The sequence below is a fragment of the Pseudomonas sp. P8_229 genome, assembly GCF_034008635.1.
In the GTDB taxonomy this organism is placed as follows: Bacteria; Pseudomonadota; Gammaproteobacteria; order Pseudomonadales; family Pseudomonadaceae; genus Aquipseudomonas.
Genome location: NZ_CP125378.1, coordinates 3,862,960 through 3,887,703 on the forward strand (window position 1 = coordinate 3,862,960; position 24,744 = coordinate 3,887,703).

Annotated in this window: 20 protein-coding genes; 12 read left to right on the forward strand and 8 right to left on the reverse strand. The window is 59.5% G+C overall.

Annotation, left to right across the window (positions count from 1 at the left end; all coding sequences use genetic code 11):
• Window positions 1-81: 81 nt before the first annotated feature.
• From QMK55_RS17350 to QMK55_RS17370, 5 genes are all read right to left on the reverse strand, one after another.
• Window positions 82-2,892 (reverse strand): FAD-binding and (Fe-S)-binding domain-containing protein, encoded by a 2,811-nt coding sequence (locus QMK55_RS17350; RefSeq protein WP_320329640.1) that lies wholly within the window; start codon window positions 2,890-2,892, stop codon window positions 82-84.
• Complete coding sequence (locus tag QMK55_RS17355; protein WP_102358323.1) at window positions 2,889-3,560, reverse strand: LutC/YkgG family protein; 672 nt, start codon at window positions 3,558-3,560, stop codon at window positions 2,889-2,891. The genes QMK55_RS17350 and QMK55_RS17355 overlap by 4 nt, the downstream gene beginning before the upstream one ends.
• Window positions 3,560-5,014, reverse strand: coding sequence for a LutB/LldF family L-lactate oxidation iron-sulfur protein (locus tag QMK55_RS17360; RefSeq protein WP_102358325.1), 1,455 nt, complete (start codon window positions 5,012-5,014; stop codon window positions 3,560-3,562). Before QMK55_RS17360 ends, QMK55_RS17355 begins: the two co-directional genes overlap by 1 nt.
• Window positions 5,011-5,835, reverse strand: coding sequence for a (Fe-S)-binding protein (locus QMK55_RS17365; RefSeq protein WP_320329641.1), 825 nt, complete (start codon window positions 5,833-5,835; stop codon window positions 5,011-5,013). Before QMK55_RS17365 ends, QMK55_RS17360 begins: the two co-directional genes overlap by 4 nt.
• Window positions 5,836-5,984: 149 nt before the next feature.
• The gene (locus QMK55_RS17370; protein WP_320329642.1) at window positions 5,985-7,679 is read right to left on the reverse strand and encodes a lactate permease LctP family transporter; all 1,695 of its coding nucleotides are present in this window, start codon (window positions 7,677-7,679) and stop codon (window positions 5,985-5,987) included.
• A gap of 261 nt (window positions 7,680-7,940) precedes the next feature.
• Here QMK55_RS17370 and QMK55_RS17375 point away from each other — a divergent pair, with 261 nt between their 5' ends.
• Window positions 7,941-8,708: a GntR family transcriptional regulator gene (locus tag QMK55_RS17375; RefSeq protein ID WP_102358329.1), complete on the forward strand. Its 768-nt coding sequence runs from the start codon at window positions 7,941-7,943 to the stop codon at window positions 8,706-8,708.
• Window positions 8,709-8,842: 134 nt separating this feature from the next.
• Here QMK55_RS17375 and smpB read toward each other — a convergent pair whose 3' ends face one another.
• Window positions 8,843-9,325 carry an SsrA-binding protein SmpB gene (smpB, locus tag QMK55_RS17380; protein ID WP_102358331.1) on the reverse strand — a complete coding sequence of 161 codons (483 nt, stop codon included), beginning with the start codon at window positions 9,323-9,325 and terminating at the stop codon, window positions 8,843-8,845.
• Between the two features lie 119 nt (window positions 9,326-9,444).
• Here smpB and QMK55_RS17385 point away from each other — a divergent pair, with 119 nt between their 5' ends.
• Genes QMK55_RS17385 through QMK55_RS17395 form a run of 3 tightly spaced genes read left to right on the forward strand, consistent with a single transcriptional unit; the run spans window position 9,445 to window position 11,597 of the window.
• On the forward strand, window positions 9,445-10,848 hold the full coding sequence (locus tag QMK55_RS17385; protein ID WP_102358332.1) for a sodium-dependent transporter: 1,404 nt from the start codon (window positions 9,445-9,447) through the stop codon (window positions 10,846-10,848).
• A gap of 7 nt (window positions 10,849-10,855) precedes the next feature.
• On the forward strand, window positions 10,856-11,290 hold the full coding sequence (locus QMK55_RS17390; RefSeq protein ID WP_320329643.1) for a type II toxin-antitoxin system RatA family toxin: 435 nt from the start codon (window positions 10,856-10,858) through the stop codon (window positions 11,288-11,290).
• Window positions 11,283-11,597 (forward strand): RnfH family protein, encoded by a 315-nt coding sequence (locus QMK55_RS17395; protein ID WP_320329644.1) that lies wholly within the window; start codon window positions 11,283-11,285, stop codon window positions 11,595-11,597. Before QMK55_RS17390 ends, QMK55_RS17395 begins: the two co-directional genes overlap by 8 nt.
• 60 nt (window positions 11,598-11,657) lie before the next feature.
• On the opposite strand, the gene QMK55_RS17400 is transcribed toward QMK55_RS17395, so the two are convergent.
• Window positions 11,658-12,188 (reverse strand): outer membrane protein assembly factor BamE, encoded by a 531-nt coding sequence (locus tag QMK55_RS17400; RefSeq protein ID WP_102358335.1) that lies wholly within the window; start codon window positions 12,186-12,188, stop codon window positions 11,658-11,660.
• Window positions 12,189-12,285: 97 nt separating this feature from the next.
• On the opposite strand from QMK55_RS17400, the gene fur reads away from it, so the two are divergent.
• Window positions 12,286-12,690 (forward strand): ferric iron uptake transcriptional regulator, encoded by a 405-nt coding sequence (gene fur / locus QMK55_RS17405; protein ID WP_003221515.1) that lies wholly within the window; start codon window positions 12,286-12,288, stop codon window positions 12,688-12,690.
• A gap of 88 nt (window positions 12,691-12,778) precedes the next feature.
• Here the strand turns inward: fur and recN are convergent, their stop codons facing one another.
• The gene (recN, locus tag QMK55_RS17410; RefSeq protein WP_102358337.1) at window positions 12,779-14,452 is read right to left on the reverse strand and encodes a DNA repair protein RecN; all 1,674 of its coding nucleotides are present in this window, start codon (window positions 14,450-14,452) and stop codon (window positions 12,779-12,781) included.
• Between the two features lie 240 nt (window positions 14,453-14,692).
• On the opposite strand from recN, the gene grpE reads away from it, so the two are divergent.
• From grpE to greA, 7 genes are all read left to right on the forward strand, one after another.
• On the forward strand, window positions 14,693-15,259 hold the full coding sequence (grpE, locus tag QMK55_RS17415; RefSeq protein ID WP_025110461.1) for a nucleotide exchange factor GrpE: 567 nt from the start codon (window positions 14,693-14,695) through the stop codon (window positions 15,257-15,259).
• Between the two features lie 102 nt (window positions 15,260-15,361).
• Window positions 15,362-17,278: a molecular chaperone DnaK gene (gene dnaK, locus QMK55_RS17420; RefSeq protein ID WP_102358340.1), complete on the forward strand. Its 1,917-nt coding sequence runs from the start codon at window positions 15,362-15,364 to the stop codon at window positions 17,276-17,278.
• Window positions 17,279-17,575: 297 nt separating this feature from the next.
• Window positions 17,576-18,700, forward strand: a complete 1,125-nt coding sequence (dnaJ, locus tag QMK55_RS17425; protein ID WP_003221522.1) for a molecular chaperone DnaJ — start codon at window positions 17,576-17,578, stop codon at window positions 18,698-18,700.
• Window positions 18,701-18,709: 9 nt separating this feature from the next.
• A complete protein-coding gene (gene dapB, locus QMK55_RS17430) occupies window positions 18,710-19,516 on the forward strand; it encodes a 4-hydroxy-tetrahydrodipicolinate reductase (protein ID WP_102358341.1) in 807 nt (268 codons plus the stop codon).
• Between the two features lie 257 nt (window positions 19,517-19,773).
• Window positions 19,774-20,910 (forward strand): glutamine-hydrolyzing carbamoyl-phosphate synthase small subunit, encoded by a 1,137-nt coding sequence (gene carA, locus QMK55_RS17435; protein ID WP_320329645.1) that lies wholly within the window; start codon window positions 19,774-19,776, stop codon window positions 20,908-20,910.
• 126 nt (window positions 20,911-21,036) lie between these two features.
• The gene (carB, locus tag QMK55_RS17440) at window positions 21,037-24,258 is read left to right on the forward strand and encodes a carbamoyl-phosphate synthase large subunit (RefSeq protein ID WP_320329646.1); all 3,222 of its coding nucleotides are present in this window, start codon (window positions 21,037-21,039) and stop codon (window positions 24,256-24,258) included.
• Window positions 24,255-24,731: a transcription elongation factor GreA gene (greA, locus tag QMK55_RS17445; RefSeq protein WP_003221530.1), complete on the forward strand. Its 477-nt coding sequence runs from the start codon at window positions 24,255-24,257 to the stop codon at window positions 24,729-24,731. The genes carB and greA overlap by 4 nt, the downstream gene beginning before the upstream one ends.
• Window positions 24,732-24,744: the final 13 nt, after the last annotated feature.

Consider the following 24,744-nt stretch of genomic DNA (forward strand, 5'->3'; position numbering starts at 1 on the left):
GGGCAACCGAGTGGAGGAAAAGCCCCGATTTTCGGGGCCTGTTCTGTGGACTACGGTCGCGCGCAAGGGTTCTATTTTTCTTCAGCTGGACTTGGCCCGGGTCACCCGATCCACCAGATAGACCAGCCCGTGATAGTCGATGCCGCCGTGTTGCGTCAGGCCGATCTCACAGGTGCGGCTGGTGGAAATCCCCTCGCTGCAATGCTGCACCGCATCCTTGAGGGTGCGCAGCGAATGGCTGTTCAGCTCCGGTGTGGTGAAGCCCTTGTCACCGGCGAACCCGCAGCAGTGAATGCCTTCGGGGATGACCACGGTCTTGCTGCATTTGCGCGCCAGATCGATCAGCGCCTGGCTCTCGCCAAGATGCTGCGTGCTGCACGTCACGTGGACCGCAATCGGTGCGTCCTGCGGCGTGAAGTCCAGGCGATCGAGAAGGTGCGTACGGATGAAGCGCACCGGGTCGTACAGGTCCAGGCGCGCATCTCCCACGTCCTGCACCAGGCGCAAGGTGCATGGGCTGGTGTCGCAATAGATCGGATCGAGCCCGCCACGACTGGCGTGGAGCAATGCGCTGATCAGTTCCTGACGTTTGTGTTCGGCTTGCTCGGCGTAGCCTTTCGAGGCGAAGGGCTGACCGCAGCAGAGGTTGTCCTGGTTCTCCGGGAAGACCACTTGGTAACCGGCCTTTTCCAGCAGGCCACGGGTTTTGTCGTAGAGCGACATCTGCTCCTTGTCTCCCGCCGCCGGGCCCATGACCCGCGATACGCACGCTGCCAGATACACCACGCGCGGACGGTTGTCGGAAACGCTCGGGCTGAAACGCATAGCTTTTTCCGGTTGCGGCATCGCGTTGGTCCACAGCGGCACCTGACCTTTGGACAAACGCGTCAGGGTCGCGGAAAGCTTCGCCAGGCGCGGTGCGCCGAGCAGCATCCGTGCGCCGTTGGCCACGTGCAGGGTGAAGCGTGCGCCTTGCAGGGTCTTGGCGAAATTTCCTTCGATCCAGTCCGCGGTTTTCTGATGCGTGGCGTGACGGGCGCGGAGCTTTTTCACCAGCTCACCGGTGTTGATGCCGACAGGGCAACGCTGCGCGCACAGCCCGGTGGCGGCACAGGTTTCGATGCCTTGGTACTCGTAGGCTTTTTCCAGCTCGGTGGTATCGACACCCGCGCGTTTCTTCGCCTGAATGTCACGCCAGATCACGATGCGCTGGCGTGGGCTGAGGGTCAGGCCTTTGGAGGGGCAAACCGGCTCGCAGAAGCCGCATTCGATGCATTTGTCGACAATCTCGTCGGCTGCCGGCAGGGGTTTCAGGTGCTTGAGGTGGATCTGCGGATCCTCGCTGAGCACCACGTCAGGGTTGAGAATGCCGTTCGGATCGAGCAGGCGTTTGAGCTGCCACATCAGTTGATAGGCGTCGCTGCCCCATTCCAGTTCCACGAACGGCGCCATGTTGCGGCCGGTGCCGTGCTCAGCCTTCAACGATCCGCCAAACTCCACTGCCACCAGTTGTGCAACGTCGTCCATGAACGCTTGATAGCGTGCGACTTCTTCCGGGTTGTTGAAGCCTTGGGTGAAGACGAAGTGCAGATTGCCTTCCAATGCGTGTCCGAAAAGAATCGCCTCATCGTAGGAATGTTTGTCGAACAGCTCGATCAAGCGGTTCACACCGATGGCCAGTTGTTCGACCGGGAAGGTCACGTCTTCGATGATCACCGTGGTACCGGTTTTACGCACAGCGCCGACGGCGGGGAAGGTGTCTTTGCGGATCGCCCAGAGCTTGGCGTTCTCGGCGGGGTCTTCGGTGAAGTCGACCTGTTTTTCCACCGGAAAACTGGCGAGCGACGCCATGATCTGTGCCAGTTGCTCCTGCAGCAAAGAGGAAGAGGCTGCGCGGGATTCGATCAGCAGGGCGCAGGCATTGTTCGACAGGTGCTGTACGAAATCCGGCATGCCGGGTTTGTCCTGCACTGAGCGCAGGCTGCGCCGATCGAGCAACTCTACCGCCGACACCGGTTGGCTTTTCAGCACGGTGACCGCGTTGCAGCAGGTTTCCACATCCGGGAACACGATCAGTGCCGAGGCCTTGTTCGGGTGATCGATCACTGTGTCGTAGGTCACCGCGCTGATGAAGCCGAGGGTGCCTTCAGAGCCGACCAGCAGGTGGCTCAAGATATCCACAGGCTCGTCGAAATCCACCAAAGCATTGAGCGACAGGCCAGTGGTATTTTTCAGACGGTATTTGTGGCGAATTCTGGCGGCCAGTTCGGCGTTGGCGCGGGTCTCGCGGCCCAACGTCGCCAGGCGCTCCAGCAGTTCGCTGTGGCTTTCGCGAAACGCGGCGACGCTGGCGGTGTCTTCGGTATCGAGGCGCGTACCGTCGGCCAGCACCAGACGAATCCCGGCCAGCGTGTGATAGGTATTTTGCGCGGTGCCGCAGCACATGCCGCTGGCGTTGTTGGCGACGATGCCGCCGATCTTGCAGGCGTTGATCGACGCCGGGTCCGGGCCGATCTTGCGTCCGAACGGTGCCAGCCACGCGTTGGCCTGTGCACCGATGACGCCCGGCTGCAGGCGAATCTGCATGCCCTGGCCGCGAATCTCGCGGGCGTTCCAGTTATCCCCCAGCACGATTAGCACCGAATCGCTGATCGCTTGCCCGGAAAGGCTGGTGCCGGCGGCGCGGAAGGTTACCGGGACTTGATCGCGCTGGGCCAGTTTCAGCAGCGCCACCACCTCGTTTTCGGACTCGACGCGGATCACCAGTTTGGGAATCAGCCGATAGAAACTGGCATCGGTGCCGAAGGCCAGGGTCGACAACGGGTCATCAAAACGGCGCTCGGCCGGGATCAGTTGTTGCGCATCTCGCAGAAAAGTCGCCGGTAACGTCATTGGTCCTCCAGGATCAGCACCACCAGGTCTTTCGGGCCGTGGGCGCCGTAGGCCAACACTTGTTCAATGTCGGCGGTTTTCGACGGGCCGGACACCAACAGTGCGTTGGTCGGCATGCCTTGGGCCCACTCGAATTCCTGTTGCACCTGATAGAAGTTGTCACGGATTTCGCTGGCCTTGAGCAGGGCGAAATGCACCGGTGGCACCAGGCTCATCAACCGCGGTTCTTCGCGGGTTGGCCAGAGGATCAGGCTGCCGGTCGCAGCGATGGCGCCGAGGGTGCCGGTGATGCTGGCCGGGGTGTCGTTGAACAGCTCGGCTTTCCACTCCTCCATCGGCCGCTCGTAGGATTTCAGTGCCGGCAGATCAGGATGGTTCGCCCAGTGTTGTGTGATGCGTTGACCGTGGGGCGTAGTCGGTGCGATCAGCAGACTCGGCAACTGACGGTCACGCAGCAATTGCGCGAGCAACGCCGGCCAGTCTGCGCCAGTCGTCAGATGGATCTCGGTGTGCACCGCTTCCATCAGTTTGCGCAGTTGCGGGATGCGTTGCTCGGCGCTGTAGGTGTAAGGCTGCGTCACCAGATCGACGTCGAAGTCGTCGGCAATCGGTGTGGCGCCGGTCAGACTGTTGCGCAGTTTGGCGAGGATATTTTGCTTGGCGCTCATCAGCGGTCTCCCTGTTTGGCCAGATGCTCGCGGGCCATGTCGTGCAGTGAGCGGGCGGCGGGTTTCGGTGCGCTATGGTTTTGCGTCCACGGGCCGACATTGTTTGGCGTCAGTGCACGCAGGCGCGTGGCGAAGAAGCCGAACAGTCGATACAGGGTCGGCGAGCTGTTGAGTTTCGCCCAGGCGTTCCAGATGAAACGTTCCTTGCGCGAATACTTGCTGCCCTGGCCGCGCATCACTTGATGCGGCGCGTCCGGGGCTTTGACGTTCTCTTCGCGCAATCGGCGCAGAATTGCCGGGATCGGAATTTTCACCGGGCACACTTCACCGCAGGCACCGCACAGCGACGAAGCGCTCGGGTGATCCGGGACTTTCGCCAGGCCGACCATGTGCGGGGTGATGATTTTGCCGATCGGCCCCGGGTAAACCTCGCCGTAGGTGTGACCACCGACGCGGGTGTAGACCGGGCAATGATTCATGCAGGCGCCGCAGCGGATGCAGTTGAGGGTCTGGCGCAGCTCGCTGTCAGCAAAGGCTTGGCTGCGACCGTTGTCGAGCAGCACCAGATGCACTTCCTGCGGGCCGTCGAGTTCATGCTCCTTGCGCGGGCCGGAGATCATGTTGACGTAGGTGGTGATCGGAATGCCCAGCGCCGAACGGGTCAGCAGCGACAGCAGCGGCACCACGTCGCGCAGGTTTTCCACGACTTTTTCGATGCCGGTGACGGCGATGTGCACCGGTGGCACGGTGGTGGTCATGCGCCCGTTGCCTTCGTTTTCCACCAGCAGCAGGGTGCCGGTTTCGGCGACGGCGAAGTTGACACCGGAGACGCCGATGTCCGCTTCGAAGAACTTCTGCCGCAGGACGCTGCGACCGATCTGAATGAGTTGGTCAACGTCCTTGGTGTATTCCACGCCAAGTTTGTCGTGGAACAAGGACGCGACCTGACCGGCATTCTTGTGGATCGCCGGCATAATGATGTGTGAAGGCTTCTCGTGGTCGAGCTGGACGATGTATTCCCCCATGTCGGACTCCAGGCATTCAACACCTTGAGCCTCGAGGAAATGGTTCATCTCCATCTCTTCGCTGACCATCGATTTGCCCTTGATCACTTGCCGCGCCTCGTGAGCGCGGATGATCGACAAGACGATGCCATTGGCCTCGTCCACCGTTTCCGCCCAGTGCACTGTCACACCGTTGCGGGTCAGGTTCTGTTCCAGTTGCTCGAGCAGGTCGGGCAACTTGGAGAGCGCGCGGGCCCTGATCGAGTTGCCCAGGGCACGCAAATGTTCTCTTTCGTGGGCATCGCTGAAAGCCGCTGCCCGCTTGGTCATCAGTGAATCCATGGCAGTGCGGAAGTTGTTCCGTAACTGCGCATCGCCCAGAGCGTTGTGCGCCCGGGTGCGGAAATCTTCTTCTACGGCGACCGTAGGAATAATCGCGGAAGTGCTCATTGCGCACCTCCGGTTCGTTGCCACAGAAAGCTGGCGAGATGTTGCCCGCGCAGCGCTTCTTTTTGTTTCTCCAATGCGCCGTTGATGTTCATCAAACAGCCACAGTCGGCGCTCAACACCTTATGTGCGCCGGAGTCCTTCAACGCTTTGGTCTTGTCAGCCACCATCGCGCCGGAAATATCTGGCATTCGGACGCTGAATGTCCCACCGAAGCCACAGCATTCGCTTTCGTGATCGTGGTTGACCCGCTCCACGTTGCTCAACTGCGCCAACAACTCGCGGCCGTGCAGGTGGGTGTTCATTTCACGCCGTGCCGAACACGAGGTGTGCAGCGCGACTTTGACCGGCTCGCCGCTGTCCTTGAGCTGCACCTTGCAGACGAACAGCAGGAACTCGGCCAGTTCATAGGTGCGGGCCGCAAGGGCCTGAACCTGTTTCAACGTTTGCGGCTCGTCCTTGAACAAGTCGGCGTAATGCTCGCGCAGCATGCCCGCGCAAGAACCCGACGGCACCACCACCGGATAATCCCCGGCAAACAGCGCCAGTTGCGAGCGCGCAACCGTCCGCGCCTGCTCGGTGTAACCCGAGGTGTAGGCCGGTTGCCCGCAGCAGCTCTGCCCTTGCGGGTACTCGACCGTGATCCCTTCACGCTCCAGCAAGTGGATCGCGTCCATCCCGGCTTCGGGGTAGAAAAGGTCAACCACGCACGTCCCGAAAAGGTAAACCCGCGACGGTTTCTCGCTGGGGTACTGCCGAGGTTCGGGCAGTGGCGGTGCAACGCGGGTCGCGTTTGGCACAGCGTTGTAAAAAAGCTCGCTCATCAGGCGTGTCTCCGGGTGGTCCCGGTTATCCGTCCGTTGAGGCAGCTGAATATAGAGCGTGTGGCTTTCAGCAGCCTTACAGACCGGGTGTGAATTGCTGACGCCGGCATCACGAACCGGCGTCGGTTTTTTCCGTGTTGTTTGTAGGTTTAGTGCACCAGCATGCCGGTGAACCAGTAGGCCTGAGCCAAAGTGATCAGGCCGACGATCGTGGCAAAGAATAGGCTGTGCTTGAGGGTGAAGCGGAACAGATCCGATTCCTTGCCCACCAGGCCGGTCGCAGCGCAGGCCACGGCGATCGATTGTGGCGAGATCATCTTGCCGGTCACGCCGCCGCTGGTATTGGCCGCCACCAACAGGGTGTCGTTGACGCCGATCTGGTGGGCAGTGGTGGCTTGCAGTGAACTGAACAGGGCGTTGGACGAAGTATCCGAGCCGGTGAGGAACACGCCCAGCCAGCCAAGGAACGGTGAGAAGAATGGGAACGCCGCGCCAGTGGCCGCCAGTACCAGGGCCATGGTCGAGGACATGCCCGAGTAGTTGGTGACGAAGGCGAAGGCCAGCACCATGCCGATCGACAGAATAGGCCAGCGCAGTTCGTAGAAGGTCTCTTTCAATGTGGTCAGACCAATTTTGAAATTGATCTTCAGTACCAGCATCGAGATCAGCGCCGAGAAGAAAATCGCTGTGCCGGTCGCGGAAAACGGGTCGAGTTTGAACACGGCCGGTATGGCAGTTGGTGTCGCGACGATCGGAGCGGTCTTGATCACCAGTTGATCAAGGTGCGGGATCGCAAAGTTGAACACCCAGGCGTACATCGAACCGCCGGCGGCGAACATCGCCTTGAAGGGCTTGAGGGTCCAGATAGTTACCAGCACGGTGAGGATCAGGAACGGCGACCAGGCAATGAAAATTTCCCAGAGGCCGTAGGGCGATGCCACGGTCGTGCGCTTCTGGCCGAAGCCGCCGACGCTGGCGGTGATTGCTGCACTCGACGTGGCGCCGGCGATTTGCGCGCCTGCGGTACGTTTTGGCTGCCAGACTTTGAGGAACAGGGTCAGGGAAATCAGGCTGGCCAAGGCCGAAGTGATGTCCGGCAGTTCCGGGCCGATGAAGTTCGAGGTGAAGTACTGGGTCACGGCGAAGCTCAGGCCGGCGACCAGCGCTGCCGGCCAGGTTTCACGCACACCGCGCAGGCCGTCCATCATGAACACCAGCCAGAACGGCACGAACAGCGACAGCAGTGGCAGTTGGCGGCCGGTCATGGCGCCGATCTTGAACGCGTCGATGCCGGTAACTTGCCCGGCAACAATGATTGGAATGCCGAGGGCGCCGAACGCCACCGGCGCGGTGTTGGCAATCAGGCACAGGCCGGCGGCGTACAGCGGGTTGAACCCGAGGCCGACCAGCAGCGCAGCGGTAATCGCTACCGGCGCGCCGAAGCCGGCGGCACCTTCCAGGAACGCGCCGAAGCAGAAACCGATCAGCAACACCTGCAGACGTTGGTCGTCAGTGATCGACAGCACCGAGCTGCGAATGACCTCGAACTGACCACTCTTGACCGTCAGTTTGTAGAGGAATACCGCTGCAACAATGATCCAGGCAATCGGCCACAGGCCGTAGGCAAAGCCGTATCCGGCGGCGGCGAAGGCCATGTCGACTGGCATGTGGAAGGCGAAAATCGCTACGGCGATCGACAGGGCCAGCGTGATGCTGCCGGCCACATGCCCCTTGAGGCGGAACACCGCCAGAGCGAGAAAGAAGAAAACGATAGGAATGACGGCCGCAAGTGCGGAGACGCCGAGACTGCCGAGCGGGGTATAGAACTGTTGCCAGGTTTGCATATGGGGTGGCCCCTAATTGTTGTTGGTCAGGCACTGTCAGCGTTCTTGGTTAATTGGTAATACCAATTTACAATCGCTGTTGGCTAGGGTAAAAGCCTTGATATCGGTGTGTCAATTTGTCGCCCTGAAACTTTTGTCGAATGAGCGGTGCAGATGACATCTGATCCGCTCGGGTAAATGCTGTCTGGCAGGTGTCGACGGGGCGCTGATAGGCCAGAATAGAGAGCCCGGCGAGCGGTCGGGATCGTGGAGAAATGAGTTATGGGGTTTGATCAGATTCGTCAGCGCCGTTTGTCTGACGATATTGTCGAGCGACTCGAGGGGATGATCCTCGAGGGCACGCTGAAGTCCGGTGAGCGGCTTCCGGCTGAGCGAGCGCTGGCCGAGCAGTTCGGCGTATCGCGTCCGTCATTGCGCGAAGCGATTCAGAAGCTGGCGGCCAAGGGCTTGCTGGTCAGTCGCCAGGGCGGTGGCAACTATGTGGTGGAAACCCTCGGTTCGACCTTCAGCGATCCGCTGCTACTGCTGCTTGAGAGCAATCCGGAGGCGCAGCGCGACTTACTGGAGTTTCGGCACACTTTGGAGGCATCGTGCGCCTATTACGCAGCATTGCGCGCTACCGATGTGGATCGCGAGCGTCTGACTGTAGCGTTCAACGAGCTGCAGGATTGCTATACGCGGCATGACGAAGTGAGTCGGGTGGAGGAAGGCGCGGCGGATGCGAAGTTTCATCTGGCGATCGCCGAAGCCAGCCACAATGCGGTGCTGCTGCACACCATTCGCGGGCTGTTCGATCTGCTCAAGCGCAACGTGGTGACGAACATTGGCGGCATGTACAAGCAGCGTACGGAAACTCGCGACATGCTGATTTCTCAGCACCGGGAGCTGTACCTGGCGATTGTCGAGGGGCGTGCGGAACAGGCGCGAGAAGTTTCCAGCCGGCACATTCTGTATGTGCAGGAAGTGCTGGAGGAAGTGCGCCAAGAGGTTCAGCGCGTGGCCCGGGCGGAGCGGCGCAAGGGGATGTGATCAGTTGTTTGTGTGTTGATGCTGCGATAGTTTTCGCGAACAGGCTCGCTCCCACATTTGAAATGCATTCCAAGGTGGGAGCGACGGTGCGACGTTTCGACCTGCTTGCGAATACGCTTTAAAGGCAGGAAAAATTATTCTTCCTTGCCCTTGTTGCGCACGGCGCGTTGCAGCTCACGACCGGCGTCGCGTTCGCGCTCGGTGTCACGCTTGTCGTATTCCTTCTTGCCCTTGCCCAGAGCAATCTCGCACTTGACCATGTGCTTGCTCCAGTAGAAGGACAGGCAGACGCAGGCGTAGCCTTTCTGTTGCACGGCAGTGGCGAGTTTTTCCAGCTCGCGTTTGTTGAGCAGCAGTTTGCGGGTGCGGGTCGGGTCGGCGATGACGTGGGTGCTGGCGGTCATCAACGGCGTGATGTGACTGCCCAGCAGCCATGCTTCGCCATCCTTGAGCAGCACGTAACTGTCGACCAGTTGCAGCTTGCTTGCCCGCAGACTTTTTACTTCCCAGCCGGCCAGGACCAGACCAGCCTCGAACCGATGTTCGATGAAGTAATCGTGTCGCGCCTTTTTGTTCTGCGCGATGGTCCCTGTTGGGTGTTTCTTCTGTTTAGCCATAGGGGCGGCATTATATGGAGATAAACGGTCCTCGGCTACGGTGATGCTGCGTGCTTGAGCAGGTTGAGTGAATCCCGGACAATGCGGCCTCTTTTTCTGATGCTTGGGCGTGATATTCGATGTCGACAGACAAGGTTTCTGTCCACGGCAGTTGGGCTAGCCGCTGGGTTTTCATATTCGCCGCGACCGGTTCGGCCGTGGGACTGGGCAGCATCTGGAAGTTCCCCTACATGGTCGGGGTCTACGGTGGCGGCGCCTTCGTGCTGATGTTTCTGGCCTGCATCGCCCTGATCGGGGTCCCGGTCATGCTGGCTGAAACCCTGATCGGCCGGCGTGCACGGCAGAGTCCGGCGAACGCCTTGAAGGTGCTGGCGCTGGAGGCCGGGCATTCGGGCAAGTGGTCGTGGGGAGCTTTTGCCGGGATGATCACGGCACTGCTGATCCTGTCTTTCTACAGTGTGGTCGGCGGCTGGTCGCTGGATTACATCATCGACATGGGGCGTGGAGACTTCCAGGGTGCCACGGCGGAGCAGGTCGGCGCTTATTTCGGCAATGTCATCTCCGACCCTTGGCGCCTGACACTTTGGCACACAGTTTTCATGCTGCTGTCGGCCGTGGTGATTGCCAAAGGTGTGGTTGCCGGGCTTGAACGCAGCCTGAGAATCATGATGCCGCTGCTGTTCGTGATGGTGCTGGTGTTGCTGGGTTACAGCATGACCACCGGGCATTTCATGGAAGGTGTGCACTTCATGTTCGATTTCCACCCGGAAAAAGTCCTCGATGGCTTGCTGCCTGCCATGGGGCACGCGTTCTTTTCGCTGAGCGTGGGCGTCGGCTCGATCATGATCTACGGCGCGTACATGACCAAGGAGGCCTCGCTGTCCGGCACCGTGGTGGGTGTGGCGTTGCTCGATACCTTTGTATCGCTGGTGGCGGGTCTGGCGTTGTTCCCGATCGTGTTTGCCGGCGGTCTGAACCCTAGCGAAGGCCCGGGCCTGATGTTCGTCAGCCTGCCATTTGCCTTCGGTAACGTGGTTTTCGGCCAGTTGATGGGGGTGGTGTTCTTCGTTCTGGTGGCGATTGCCGCCTGGAGTTCGGCAATTTCCCTGCTTGAGCCGATGGTCGCCTATCTGGTTGAGCGCACCAAAATCAGCCGCGGCTGGGTGACGTTCTGGCTGGCCTTCATCTGTTGGTTCGTCGGTCTGGGCACGGTGTTTTCCTTCAATATCTGGAAGGAAGCCAAATTTTTCGTGAACGAAGGCGGGCTGTTCCATCTCTACCAATGGGGTGCGGCGGGCGGTCTGGACTTCTTCGGTGTGATCGACTTCTTCACCTCGCGGATCATGTTGCCGCTCGGTGGCTTGTGCTTCGTGCTGTTTGCCGGTTGGGTGATGGGACGTGATGCGGTGCGCGACGAATTGTCGATCCGTAATCCGCTGCTGTTTACCCTGTCCTTGTTCTTGATGCGCTATGTGGCGCCCATCGGCATTCTTGTAGTGTTTGCCACCCAGCTCTGGAAGTGACGCTTACATGACGACACACATTCAACGATCAGCGCTGCTGCCATATCCGGCGCAATTTCTTTATGACCTGGTCAACGACGTGGCGCGTTACCCGGAGTTCCTTCCTTGGTGTTCGTCTGCCGAGGTGCTGGAAAGCTCGCCTGAGCATATGTGCGCCAGCGTTGGCGTGGCCAAGGGGGGGCTTAGCCAGCATTTCGTCACGCGCAATACGCTGGTGCCGGGGCAGTCGATTGAAATGAATCTGGAAGAAGGTCCGTTCAATCAGTTGCACGGCGTCTGGGTGTTCAAGCCGCTGGGTGAAAAGGCCTGCAAGATCAGTCTCGACCTGTCGTTCGATTACGCCGGTCCGATAGTGCGTGCGACCCTCGGGCCGTTGTTCAATCAGGCGGCGAATACACTGGTGGATGCGTTTTGCCAGCGCGCCAAACAGATGCATGGTTGAGTCGGTGATCGAGATCGAGGTGGTGCATGCCGCCGTGGATCGTCAGGTTTTGCGCACTGTCAGCGTGCCTGAGGGTACGACAGTGCGTGAGGCTGCGCTGAAGTCCGGAATTGGCGCTGAGTTCCCGGAGCTGGGCTTGAGCGGGTGCCCGCTGGGGATCTTCGGCAAAGTGGTTGCTGATCCACAGATTCGCCCGATTCAGGCGGGGGAGCGCATCGAGATCTACCGGCCATTGCTGGCAGATCCGAAAGAGGTGCGACGCTTGCGGGCGGCCAAGGCTGCCGAGGCCAAAGCGCGAAATCAGTAGTTGGTCAAATCGCAGGCAATAAAAAACCCGGAATTTCCGGGTTTTTTATTGCGTCGCAAATTATTGCGGCGAGGTGTCCAGTGGCTCAGGCGTCGGAACCGGAACGGTTTCAACACCGTCCACGTCCTTCTGGATCTGATCCAGCAAGGAACCTGGTTTGGCTGGTTGTTCCGGCTTCGGCTTCTCGGCGTTCTCGGTAGCAGGCGCGGTCACGCTGGTGCCACTGTCCTTGCCCAGAATGGCTTCGTCACGGCTTACGCCCGGCATGAAGTCACCGGACAGGCTGACAAGCTGGTCGTTGGAGTTGAAAATAACACTCATGCGTTCCTGTTGGCGTTCACCGCCGCCAGGTTGCAGGCTGTACAGATAATCCCAGCGATCGGCATGGAACGTGTCGGTCAGCAGAGGGTTACCCATGATAAACCGTACTTGCCGACGGGTCATTCCCGGGCGTAACTGGTCTATCATGTCCTGCGTGACGACATTGCCCTGCTGGATGTCGATTTTGTAAACCCCGGGGAATGAACAACCGGCGAGTGCGAGCAGTCCCACAAAGGTGAAACTGGTTAGCAAGAGCTTGGTGTTTTGCATCGGTGGGCGACTTCCACTATCTTGGCTGGGACAACGTAAACGCCGATCATACCCGCATTAAGAGAAGCTGCGAAGCAGCATCGCGAGAAAGCTGACCATGGTTGAAAATAGCGAACTACGCAAAGCCGGCCTCAAAGTGACCCTGCCACGGGTCAAGATCCTGCAAATGCTCGACTCTACCGAGCAGCGTCACATGAGTGCCGAGGACGTCTACAAGGCGTTGATGGAAGCTGGCGAGGACGTCGGTCTGGCCACGGTTTACCGTGTTCTGACCCAGTTCGAAGCCGCTGGCCTCGTGGTCCGTCACAACTTCGACGGTGGCCACGCGGTATTCGAATTGGCCGACGGTGGCCACCACGACCATATGGTCAACGTGGAAACCGGTGAAGTCGTCGAATTCGTCAGCCCGGAAATCGAAAAGCTCCAGAAGGCAATTGCCGAGGAGCACGGTGTTGATCTGGTAGATCACAATCTGGTGCTGTACGTACGCAAGAAAAAGTAAGCATGTCGCGCGAATTTCAGGTTCGCGAAACGAACGAAGGCGACCCAAGGGTCGCCTTCGTGCTTTCTGTCGTGCTTGTAACCTCCGGTCAGGCCTTGGCGGTGACGACCATCTTTTTCGCGTGAGCCAGAGACTCCTTGGTCAGGTCAATGCCACCCAGCATCCGTGCCACTTCTTCTATACGGTCGTTTTTGCTCAGCTTGGAAACGGCGGTGTGAGTCGCTTGCTCACCGCGTACCTTGTGCACGAATAAATGCTGGTGACCCTGCGCGGCCACCTGCGGCAAGTGCGTCACGGTCAGTACCTGCCCGCGATCACCCAGGCGCCGCAGCAACTGGCCGACAATTTCCGCAGTCGGCCCGCCAATGCCTACGTCCACTTCGTCGAATACCAGCGTTGGCACCCGTGAGGTTTGTGCGGTAATCACCTGAATCGCCAGGCTGATCCGCGACAGCTCGCCACCGGAGGCCACTTTGGCCAGTGCCTTCAACGGCTGGCCGGGGTTGGCGCTGACCAGTAGTTCGACTTGTTCCAGGCCATTGGGTAGCAATTCATCGCTGCTGTTGGCGCGCAGCTCAATGGTGAAGCGCCCACCCGGCATGCCCAGTCGCTGAATCTCCTGCTCAACCGCGCTGGCGAGACTGCCGGCAGCCTGATGCCGCAAATCGCTCAGCTCTCGCGCCTTCTCTTGATAGTGGCGGGCGTACGAGGCCAGTTCTTCACCCAGGCGCTCGATGGATTCGTCGTTGGCGTTGAGCGTTTCGATTTCATCCAGCAACTTCTGCTGCATTTCACCGACCTCGGTCGGCTGGATCCGGTGTTTGCGTGCCAAGGTGTAGATCGCGTCGAGGCGTTCTTCCAGATATTGCAGGCGCGCCGGATCGGCATCGAAGTTATCGAGGAAGCGATTGAGCTCGCCGACGGCTTCTTCGACCTGGATCTGCGCACTGGTCAGCAGACTGCTGGCCTCGCCCAGTGCACCAATCGAATTGTTCACGCTCGACAGGCGATTGAGGCTGGCGGTCAGCGCGTTCAGCACGTTGCCGGAATCGCTCTCGCTGCATTGTTCGACCACTTGTCGGCAAATGCCGAGCAGGGTTTCGGCGTTGGTCAGGTTTTTGTGTTCCTGCTCCAGCTGTTCCAGCTCGTTTTCGCCGAGGCCGAGGTTTTCCAGTTCTTCGAGCTGGTAGCTGAGCAGTTGATGGCGGGCACGTTGTTCGTCGCCGGAATTGGAGAGGCGCTCCAGTTCCTGGCGGGTCTGGCGCCAGCGCTGAGCAGCCAGTTGAACCTGACGGGCCAGATCGGTCGCGCCAGCGTATTCATCGAGCAGCCGCCGATGGGTATCGGTTTTCAGCAGGGACTGGTGTTCGTGCTGGCTGTGGATATCGATCAGCAGTTCGCCGAGGGCCTTGAGGTCGCCGAGCGGGCAGGGCGTGCCGTTGATATAGCCGCGCGAACGTCCTTCGGCGGTGATGACCCGGCGCAGGATGCACGGGCCATCGTTTTCGAGGTCGCGCTCGGCCAGCCAGGCATGGGCTTCAGGGATGTCGACCAGATCGAAGGTCGCGAGAATGTCGGCCTTGTCGGCGCCCGGGCGGACCACGCCGCTGTCGGCGCGATCGCCGAGGGTCAGGCCCAGTGCGTCGAGCATGATCGACTTGCCGGCGCCGGTTTCCCCTGTGATCACGCTCATCCCGCGATCGAGTTCGAGATCGAGATGTTCAACGATGGCGTAGTTGTGTACGGACAGGTGCACCAGCATAAAGGCCGCTCCCAGGCTTTAGGTCTGGTTATTTATACAGTGTTTTGTTTCTGGCTGACAATGCCTTCGCTTAGCTCGATTCGCTTGATCCGATCAAATGCTTAGTCCGGCCGGGAATGACAATGCAGCACTTTTTTGTAGGGGTAATCATTGCAGGCCCTTGAAGCCTGATTTTGCGGCCCCATATATCGGGGCAGAAGCGCGAGTCGAGCTCGCGGACGTAATTGAAAGGAGAATTCTATGGCTGACGAACAGACAGTAGATACGCAAAATCCAGAAGCCAATCAGGCGCCCGAGACTTCGGGTGACGACCTGGCGACCCGTGTACAAGTGCTCGAAGAGCAATTGGCCGCCGCGCAGGATCAGTCTCTGCGCGTAGCTGCCGATCTGCAGAACGTCCGCCGTCGTGCCGAACAGGACGTCGAAAAGGCGCACAAGTTTGCCCTGGAAAAATTCGCCAGTGACTTGTTGCCGATCGTCGACAGCCTGGAGCGCGGCCTCGAGCTGTCGAACCCGGACGACGAAAGCATCCGTCCGATGCGCGAAGGCATCGAGCTGACCCTGAAAATGTTCCACGACACCCTCAAGCGCTATCAGCTTGAAGCGATTGATCCGCATGGCGAGCCGTTCAACGCGGTTCACCATCAGGCGATGGCCATGCAGGAAAGCGCCGATGTTGAGCCAAACAGCGTGCTGAAGGTGTTCCAGAAGGGCTATCAGCTCAACGGTCGCCTGTTGCGTCCGGCCATGGTTGTGGTCAGCAAGGCGCCGGCGCCAATTTCGCCTTCGATTGACGAGAAGGCTTGAAATTAGCCGCAAGGCCCCCATTTAGAAGTCAAGCGTTTAAGTATTACCGCAGTTAGCCACAACTGCTGCGGCAAAAAAATCCAAAGTTTCGGGAGAGTGAACATGGGCAAAATTATCGGTATCGACCTGGGGACTACCAACTCCTGCGTCTCCGTGCTGGAAAACGGCAAAGCCAAAGTTATTGAAAACGCTGAAGGCGCGCGCACCACGCCGTCGATCATCGCTTACGCCAACGATGGCGAAATCCTGGTAGGTCAGTCGGCCAAGCGTCAGGCAGTGACCAACCCGCACAACACCCTGTACGCAGTAAAGCGTCTGATCGGTCGTCGTTTCGACGAAGAGGTTGTGCAGAAAGACATCCAGATGGTCCCTTACAAGATCGTCAAGGCTGACAACAACGACGCCTGGGTAGAAGTGAACGGCCAGAAAATGGCGCCGCCACAAATCTCGGCTGAAATCCTGAAAAAGATGAAGAAGACCGCCGAAGACTACCTCGGCGAGCCTGTGACCGAAGCGGTGATCACCGTTCCGGCCTACTTCAACGACAGCCAGCGTCAGGCGACCAAAGACGCCGGCCGCATCGCCGGTCTGGACGTAAAACGTATCATCAACGAACCAACCGCAGCTGCTCTGGCTTACGGTATGGACAAGGCCAAGGGCGATCACACCGTGATCGTTTACGACCTGGGTGGCGGTACTTTCGACGTTTCCGTGATCGAGATCGCTGAAGTTGACGGCGAGCACCAGTTCGAAGTGTTGGCCACCAACGGTGACACGTTCCTGGGCGGTGAAGACTTCGACATTCGTCTGATCGACTACCTCGTTGACGAATTCAAGAAAGAAAGCGGCATGAACCTCAAGGGTGATCCGCTGGCCATGCAGCGCCTGAAAGAAGCCGCTGAGAAAGCCAAGATCGAGCTGTCTTCCGCTCAGTCGACCGACGTCAACCTGCCGTACATCACTGCAGATGCCACCGGTCCTAAGCACCTGAACGTGAAGATCTCGCGTGCCAAGCTCGAAGCACTGGTTGAAGACCTGGTTCAGCGCACCATCGAACCTTGCCGTATCGCCATGAAAGACGCCGGTATCGACGTTGGCGCGATCAACGACGTGATTCTGGTCGGCGGTCAGACCCGTATGCCGCTGGTACAGAAGCTGGTGACCGATTTCTTCGGTAAAGAAGCTCGTAAAGACGTGAACCCGGACGAAGCGGTTGCCATGGGTGCTGCGATTCAGGGCGCTGTTCTGGCCGGTGACGTGAAAGACGTTCTGCTGCTCGACGTCAGCCCGCTGACCCTGGGTATCGAAACCATGGGTGGCGTGATGACCGCGCTGATCGAGAAAAACACCACGATTCCTACCAAGAAATCGCAAGTGTTCTCGACTGCCGACGATAACCAGGGCGCTGTGACCATTCACGTTCTGCAAGGTGAGCGTAAGCAAGCCGCACAGAACAAATCCCTGGGCAAGTTCGACCTGGCCGACATTCCACCAGCTCCACGTGGCGTGCCGCAGATCGAAGTGACCTTCGACATCGACGCTAACGGCATCCTGCACGTTGGCGCGAAAGACAAGGCGACCGGTAAAGAGCAGAAGATCACCATCAAGGCCAACTCCGGTCTGTCGGATGAAGAAATTCAGAAGATGGTTCGCGATGCCGAGCTGAACGCCGAGGAAGACCGCAAGTTCGCTGAGCTGGCTGAATCCCGTAACAAGGGTGATGCACTGGTTCACTCGACTCGCAAAATGGTTACCGAAGCGGGCGACAAGGTCAGCGCTGAAGAGAAGACCGCGATCGAAGCCGCTGTGGTTGCACTGGAAGCCGCTGTGAAAGGCGACGACAAGGCTGCCATCGAAGCGAAGATCGAAGAGCTGTCGAAAGTCTCGGCTCCGGTCGCTCAGAAGATGTACGCCGAACAGGCTCAGCCTGCTGAAGGCGCGGCGCCGCACGACGAGAAAGCTGAAAAGGCTGACGATGTTGTCGATGCCGAGTTCGAAGAGGTCAAAGACCACAAGTAAGTTGTTGGTCGGCCGGTTGACTGCCTTGCGGCGGTGACTGGTAGGATGTCGCCGCGCGGGAGCTTGCTCCCGCGTTGGCGTATCTGGAATACACGAATTTTTACAGCATGCGACAAGGTTTGCCTGCTGCTGGTATGGCCGGGAATGCTCCTGCTTTTCGCGCCGCAAGTACCAAAAGAAACAAAGACCAGGATCGTTGAATTGACGTGAGTTGGGTCCGGGCCTGTATTGGGGCTCAACGAGTTTGGCCATCCTCAGGAGGGGTTTGCCGAACGTCCTCAAGAGTGCAAAAGACTTATGGCAAAGCGTGACTATTACGAAGTATTGGGTGTAGAGCGTGGTTCAAGCGATGCAGACCTGAAGAAGGCCTATCGTCGTCTGGCGATGAAGCATCACCCGGACCGTAATCCCGATGACAAAGCGTCGGAAGAACTGTTCAAAGAGGCCAACGAGGCCTACGAAGTATTGTCCGATTCGAGCAAGCGCGCGGCGTACGATCAGTACGGTCATGCCGGTGTCGACCCGAGCATGGGCGGCGGTGGCGCCGGTTTCGGCGGGCAGAATTTCTCGGACATCTTTGGCGATGTCTTCAGTGACTTCTTCGGTGGCGGTCGCGGCGGTTCCCGTGGTGGCGCCCAGCGTGGCAGCGATCTGCGCTACACCCTGGAGCTGAATCTGGAAGAAGCGGTGCGCGGCACTACCGTGAATATCCGCGTTCCGACACTGGTCAATTGCAAGCCATGCGATGGTTCCGGCGCGAAGAAAGGCTCGTCGCCATCGACCTGCCCGACCTGCGGCGGCATCGGTCAGGTGCGCATGCAGCAAGGCTTCTTCTCGGTGCAGCAGACCTGCCCGCGTTGCCATGGCCAGGGCAAGATCATTTCCGATCCGTGCGATTCCTGCCACGGCGACGGTCGTGTCGAAGAGTACAAAACGCTGTCGGTCAAAGTGCCGGCTGGCGTCGATACCGGCGACCGCATTCGTCTGTCTGGCGAAGGCGAGGCGGGTACTCAAGGTGGCCCGACTGGCGACCTGTACGTTGTGATCAACGTGCGCGAGCACGACATCTTCCAGCGCGATGGCAAGCATCTGTTCTGCGAAGTACCGATCAGCTTCGTTGATGCGGCGCTCGGTGGCGAGCTGGAAATCCCGACGCTCGACGGTCGCGTCAAACTGAAAATCCCCGAAGGCACCCAGACCGGCAAGCAGTTCCGTGTGCGCGGCAAGGGCGTGGCACCAGTGCGTGGCGGTGGTGCGGGCGATCTGATGTGCCGCGTAGCGGTGGAAACGCCAGTCAATCTGAATCGTCGTCAGCGCGAACTGCTCGAAGAGTTCCGCAGCTCGCTGGCGGACGACAACAGCCACTCGCCGAAAACCACCGGTTGGTTCGATGGTGTGAAGCGCTTCTTCGGCGATCTGTAAGGAGTCGGCATGCGACGTATAGCTGTGATGGGCGCCGCCGGGCGCATGGGCAAGATCCTGGTCGAGGCCGTGCAGCAGCGCGCGCCGCTGACCGGCCTGACCGCGGCGATCGTTCGTCCCGGCAGTACGCTGATCGGGGTGGATGCCGGTGAGCTGGCTTCGCTGGGTCGCATCGGTGTGCCGTTGTCCGGCAATCTTGAGTCGGTGGCTGAAGAGTTCGATGTGCTGATCGATTTCACCTTGCCGGAAGTGATGCTGAAAAACCTCGCGTTCTGTCGCAAGGCCGGCAAGGCCATGGTCATCGGCACCACTGGGCTCGACGCTGCGCAGAAGCAACTGCTGGCCGAGGCGGGCAAGGATATTCCGATCGTCTTCGCGGCCAACTTCAGTGTCGGGGTCAACCTGTCGCTGAAGCTGCTCGAAATGACCGCCCGGGTGCTGGGCGATGATGCCGACATCGAAATCATCGAAGCGCATCACCGGCACAAGATTGACGCGCCTTCGGGCACGGCGCTGCGCATGGGTGAAGTGATCGCCGAGGCGCTGGATCGTGATCTGCAGAAGGTTGCGGTCTATGGCCGTGAAGGCCACACCGGTGCGCGCGAACGGGAAACCATCGGTTTCGCCACCGTTCGCGGTGGTGATGTGGTCGGCGATCACACCGTGCTGTTCGCCTGTGAGGGCGAGCGCCTGGAGATCACGCACAAGGCTTCCAGTCGCATGACTTTTGCCAAAGGCGCGGTGCGTGCGGCGTTGTGGCTGGATGCTCGCGAGCCGGGTCTGTATGACATGCAGGACGTGCTTGATCTGCATTAATTGACTGCTTTACCCAGCGCAAACGCCCGGTTTGCGCTGGTTTTTCTGCACCGCGTGACGCCCTGTCGCATTCTCCGGCCTTTTAGGCTCTTTAGCGGTGGACCAAAAAAGCCTTTTTCTGTAAGCTACAGCTTTAGTGTGTCCACTAAAAGCGCGCAGAATAATTCAGTGAAGAAGCGGGGTGACGTGTCCATACGTCACTCCGCTTTTTTACAACCTGCGATTGCCCTTTCATGCGTTATTTACGGGAGGTCTTCTTGACTAAGCCAGCCATACTCGCCCTTGCTGATGGCAGCATTTTTCGCGGCGAAGCCATTGGAGCCGACGGTCAGACCGTTGGTGAGGTGGTGTTCAACACCGCAATGACCGGCTATCAGGAAATCCTTACCGATCCTTCCTACGCCCAACAGATCGTTACCCTGACTTACCCGCACATCGGCAACACCGGCACCACGCCGGAAGATGCCGAGTCCGACCGCGTATGGTCCGCTGGCCTGGTTATCCGTGACCTGCCGCTGGTAGCGAGCAACTGGCGTAACACGATGTCCCTGTCCGACTACCTGAAAGCCAACAGCGTTGTGGCAATCGCCGGTATCGACACCCGTCGCCTGACCCGCATCCTGCGTGAAAAAGGCGCACAGAACGGCTGCATCATGGCCGGCGACAACATTTCCGAAGAAGCGGCAATTGCCGCCGCGCAAGGCTTCCCTGGCCTGAAGGGCATGGATCTGGCGAAAGTCGTCAGCACCAAGGAAAAGTACGAATGGCGCTCCACTGTCTGGGATTTGAAGACTGACAGCCACGCGACCATCGAAGCGTCCGAGCTGCCATATCACGTGGTTGCCTACGACTACGGCGTCAAGCTGAACATCCTGCGCATGCTGGTCGAGCGCGGCTGCCGCGTGACCGTGGTGCCGGCGCAAACCCCGGCTGCCGACGTGCTGGCACTCAAGCCGGACGGCGTGTTCCTGTCCAACGGCCCTGGTGATCCGGAGCCATGCGACTACGCAATCAAGGCGATCAAGGAAGTGCTGGAGACCGAAATTCCGGTGTTCGGCATCTGCCTCGGTCACCAGCTGCTGGCTCTGGCCTCCGGCGCCAAGACCCTGAAAATGGGCCATGGCCACCACGGTGCCAACCACCCGGTGCAGGATCTGGACACTGGCGTCGTGATGATCACCAGCCAGAACCACGGTTTCGCGGTTGACGAAGCGACCCTGCCGGCCAACGTGCGTGCGATCCACAAATCGCTGTTCGACGGCACCCTGCAAGGCATCGAGCGCACCGACAAGAGCGCGTTCAGCTTCCAGGGTCACCCTGAGGCGAGCCCGGGCCCGAACGATGTCGCGCCACTGTTCGACCGCTTCATCAACGAGATGGCCAAGCGACGCTAAGCGTTCGCCTTGAGACTGTAGAGAGAAGCCCCTCGAGGGCGGCCCCGGCACCGGCGGCCCCTTCGGGACTTCAGAAATCGATCAAGACGGCTTGCCGACTGACCTGCGGATTTGAGTGACAAACCCATGCCAAAACGTACAGACATTAAAAGCATCCTGATTCTCGGCGCTGGCCCGATCGTTATCGGCCAGGCCTGCGAATTCGACTACTCCGGCGCCCAGGCCTGCAAAGCCCTGCGCGAAGAGGGTTACCGCGTCATCCTGGTGAACTCCAACCCGGCCACCATCATGACCGACCCGGACATGGCTGACGCCACGTACATCGAGCCGATCAAGTGGCAGACCGTGGCCAAGATCATCGAGAAAGAGCGTCCGGATGCGGTGCTGCCAACCATGGGCGGCCAGACCGCTCTGAACTGCGCCCTGGACCTGGAGCGCGAAGGCGTTCTGGAAAAGTTCGGCGTGGAAATGATCGGCGCCAATGCCGACACCATCGACAAGGCTGAAGACCGCTCGCGTTTCGACAAGGCGATGAAGTCCATCGGCCTGGCGTGCCCGCGTTCCGGTATCGCCCACAGCATGGAAGAAGCCAACGCGGTTCTCGAAACCCTGGGCTTCCCGTGCATCATTCGTCCGTCCTTCACCATGGGCGGCACCGGTGGCGGTATCGCGTACAACCGTGAAGAGTTCGAAGAAATCTGCGCCCGTGGTCTGGATCTGTCGCCGACCAAAGAGCTGCTGATCGACGAATCGCTGATCGGCTGGAAAGAATATGAAATGGAAGTTGTCCGCGATAAAAAGGACAACTGCATCATCGTCTGCTCGATTGAAAACTTCGACCCGATGGGCGTGCACACCGGTGACTCGATCACCGTGGCTCCGGCTCAGACCCTGACCGACAAGGAATACCAGATCCTGCGTAACGCCTCCCTGGCGGTACTGCGCGAGATCGGCGTCGAGACCGGCGGTTCCAACGTTCAATTCGGTATCTGCCCGGACACTGGCCGTATGGTCGTGATCGAGATGAACCCGCGTGTGTCGCGCTCCTCGGCGCTGGCCTCGAAAGCCACCGGTTTCCCGATCGCCAAAGTCGCTGCCAAACTGGCTGTGGGCTACACCCTCGACGAACTGTCGAACGACATCACCGGCGGCAAGACCCCGGCGTCCTTCGAGCCGTCGATCGACTACGTCGTGACCAAGCTGCCACGCTTCGCCTTCGAGAAGTTCGCCAAGGCTGACGCACGCCTGACTACCCAAATGAAGTCGGTGGGTGAAGTCATGGCCATCGGCCGTACCTTCCAGGAATCCCTGCAGAAAGCGCTGCGCGGTCTGGAAGTCGGCGTTTGCGGTCTGGACGAGAAGCTCGATCTGAGCAACCCGGAAAGCATGAGCGTGCTCAAGCGTGAACTGACCGTGCCGGGCGCCGAGCGTATCTGGTACGTGGCGGACGCGTTCCGCGCCGGCATGACCGTCGAAGAAATCTTCGGCATGAACATGATCGACCCGTGGTTCCTGGTACAGATCGAAGATCTGATCAAGGATGAAGAGAAGGTCAAGACCCTCGGTCTGTCCGCTATCGACCGCGACCTGATGTACAAACTCAAGCGCAAAGGCTTCTCCGATCAGCGTCTGGCCAAGCTGCTGGGTGTGACCGAGAAGAACCTGCGCACGCACCGTCACAAGCTGGAAGTGTTCCCGGTCTACAAGCGCGTTGACACCTGCGCCGCCGAGTTCGCCACCGACACCGCTTACCTCTACTCGACTTACGAGGAAGAGTGCGAGGCAGCGCCGTCCGGTCGCGACAAGATCATGATTCTGGGTGGCGGTCCGAACCGTATCGGCCAGGGCATCGAGTTCGACTACTGCTGTGTGCACGCAGCCCTCGCACTGCGCGAAGACGGCTACGAGACCATCATGGTCAACTGCAACCCGGAAACCGTTTCCACTGACTACGACACTTCCGACCGTCTGTACTTCGAGCCGGTGACTCTGGAAGACGTGCTGGAAATCTGCCGTGTCGAGAAGCCGAAAGGCGTTATCGTCCAGTACGGCGGCCAGACTCCGCTGAAACTGGCTCGTGCCCTTGAAGCTGCTGGCGTGCCAATCATCGGCACCAGCCCTGACGCTATCGATCGCGCCGAAGACCGTGAGCGCTTCCAGCAAATGGTTGAGCGCCTGAACCTGCGTCAGCCGCCAAACGCCACCGTGCGCAGCGAAGACGAAGCTGTTCGTGCTGCCGCAAAAATCGGTTATCCGCTGGTGGTGCGCCCGTCCTACGTATTGGGCGGCCGCGCGATGGAAATCGTTTACAAGGAAGACGAGCTCAAGCGCTATCTGCGTGATGCGGTGCAAGTCTCCAACGACAGCCCGGTGCTGCTCGATCACTTCCTCAACTGCGCCATCGAGATGGACGTGGATGCGGTCTGCGACGGCAAAGACGTGGTGATCGGCGCAATCATGCAGCACATCGAACAGGCGGGCGTTCACTCCGGTGACTCCGCGTGCTCGCTGCCGCCGTACTCGCTGCCGGCGCACATCCAGGACGAAATGCGTGAACAGGTCAAGAAAATGGCCCTGGAACTGGGCGTTGTCGGCCTGATGAACGTACAGCTGGCGCTGCAGGGCGAAGACATCTATGTCATCGAAGTCAACCCGCGTGCTTCGCGTACCGTACCGTTTGTGTCCAAGTGCATCGGTGTCTCCCTGGCAATGATCGCCGCTCGCGTCATGGCCGGTAAGACCCTGAAGGAAATCGGCTTCACCAAGGAAATCATCCCGAACTTCTACAGTGTGAAAGAGGCGGTGTTCCCGTTCGCCAAATTCCCTGGCGTTGACCCGATCCTCGGCCCAGAGATGAAGTCGACCGGTGAAGTGATGGGCGTCGGCGACACCTTCGGTGAAGCATTCGCCAAAGCCCAGATGGGCGCGAGCGAAGTGCTGCCGACCGGCGGTACCGCGTTCATCAGCGTGCGTGACGACGACAAACCACTGGTTGCAGGCGTGGCCCGTGATCTGATCAACTTGGGCTTCGAAGTGGTCGCCACTGCCGGTACTGCCAAGCTGATCGAAGCCGCAGGCCTGAAAGTGCGCCGCGTGAACAAGGTGACCGAGGGTCGTCCGCACGTGGTCGACATGATCAAGAATGACGAAGTCACCCTGATCATCAACACCACCGAAGGTCGTCAGTCGATCGCTGATTCCTACTCCATCCGTCGCAATGCCCTGCAGCACAAGATTTACTGCACTACCACCATTGCGGCGGGCGAGGCTATCTGTGAAGCGCTGAAGTTCGGTCCCGAGAAGACCGTGCGCCGCTTGCAGGATCTACACGCAGGATTGAAGGCATGATCAAATACCCAATGACCGTCCAGGGCGCGAAAGCCCTGGAAGAAGAACACGCTCATCTGACCAAGGTCGTTCGTCCGAAGCTCAGCCAGGACATCGGTACGGCTCGCGAGTTGGGTGACCTGAAGGAAAACGCCGAATACCATGCCGCCCGCGAACAGCAGGGCATGGTCGAGGCGCGGATTCGTGATATCGAAGGCCGGATTCAGAATCAGGTCATCATCGACGTCACGACTATTCCTCATACCGGCAAGGTGATCTTCGGTACAACCGTCGAAATCGCCAACGTCGAGACTGATGAGTCCGTGACTTACCACATCGTGGGTGAGGATGAGGCTGACTTCAAACTCGGCAAGATTTCGGTCGGCTCGCCTCTGGCTCGCGCCTTGATCGGCAAGGAAGAGGGCGATGTAGTCGCCGTGAAAACGCCAAGCGGCGTTATCGAGTACGAGATTGTCGAAGTCCGTCACATCTGAAGGAGGGCGCCCG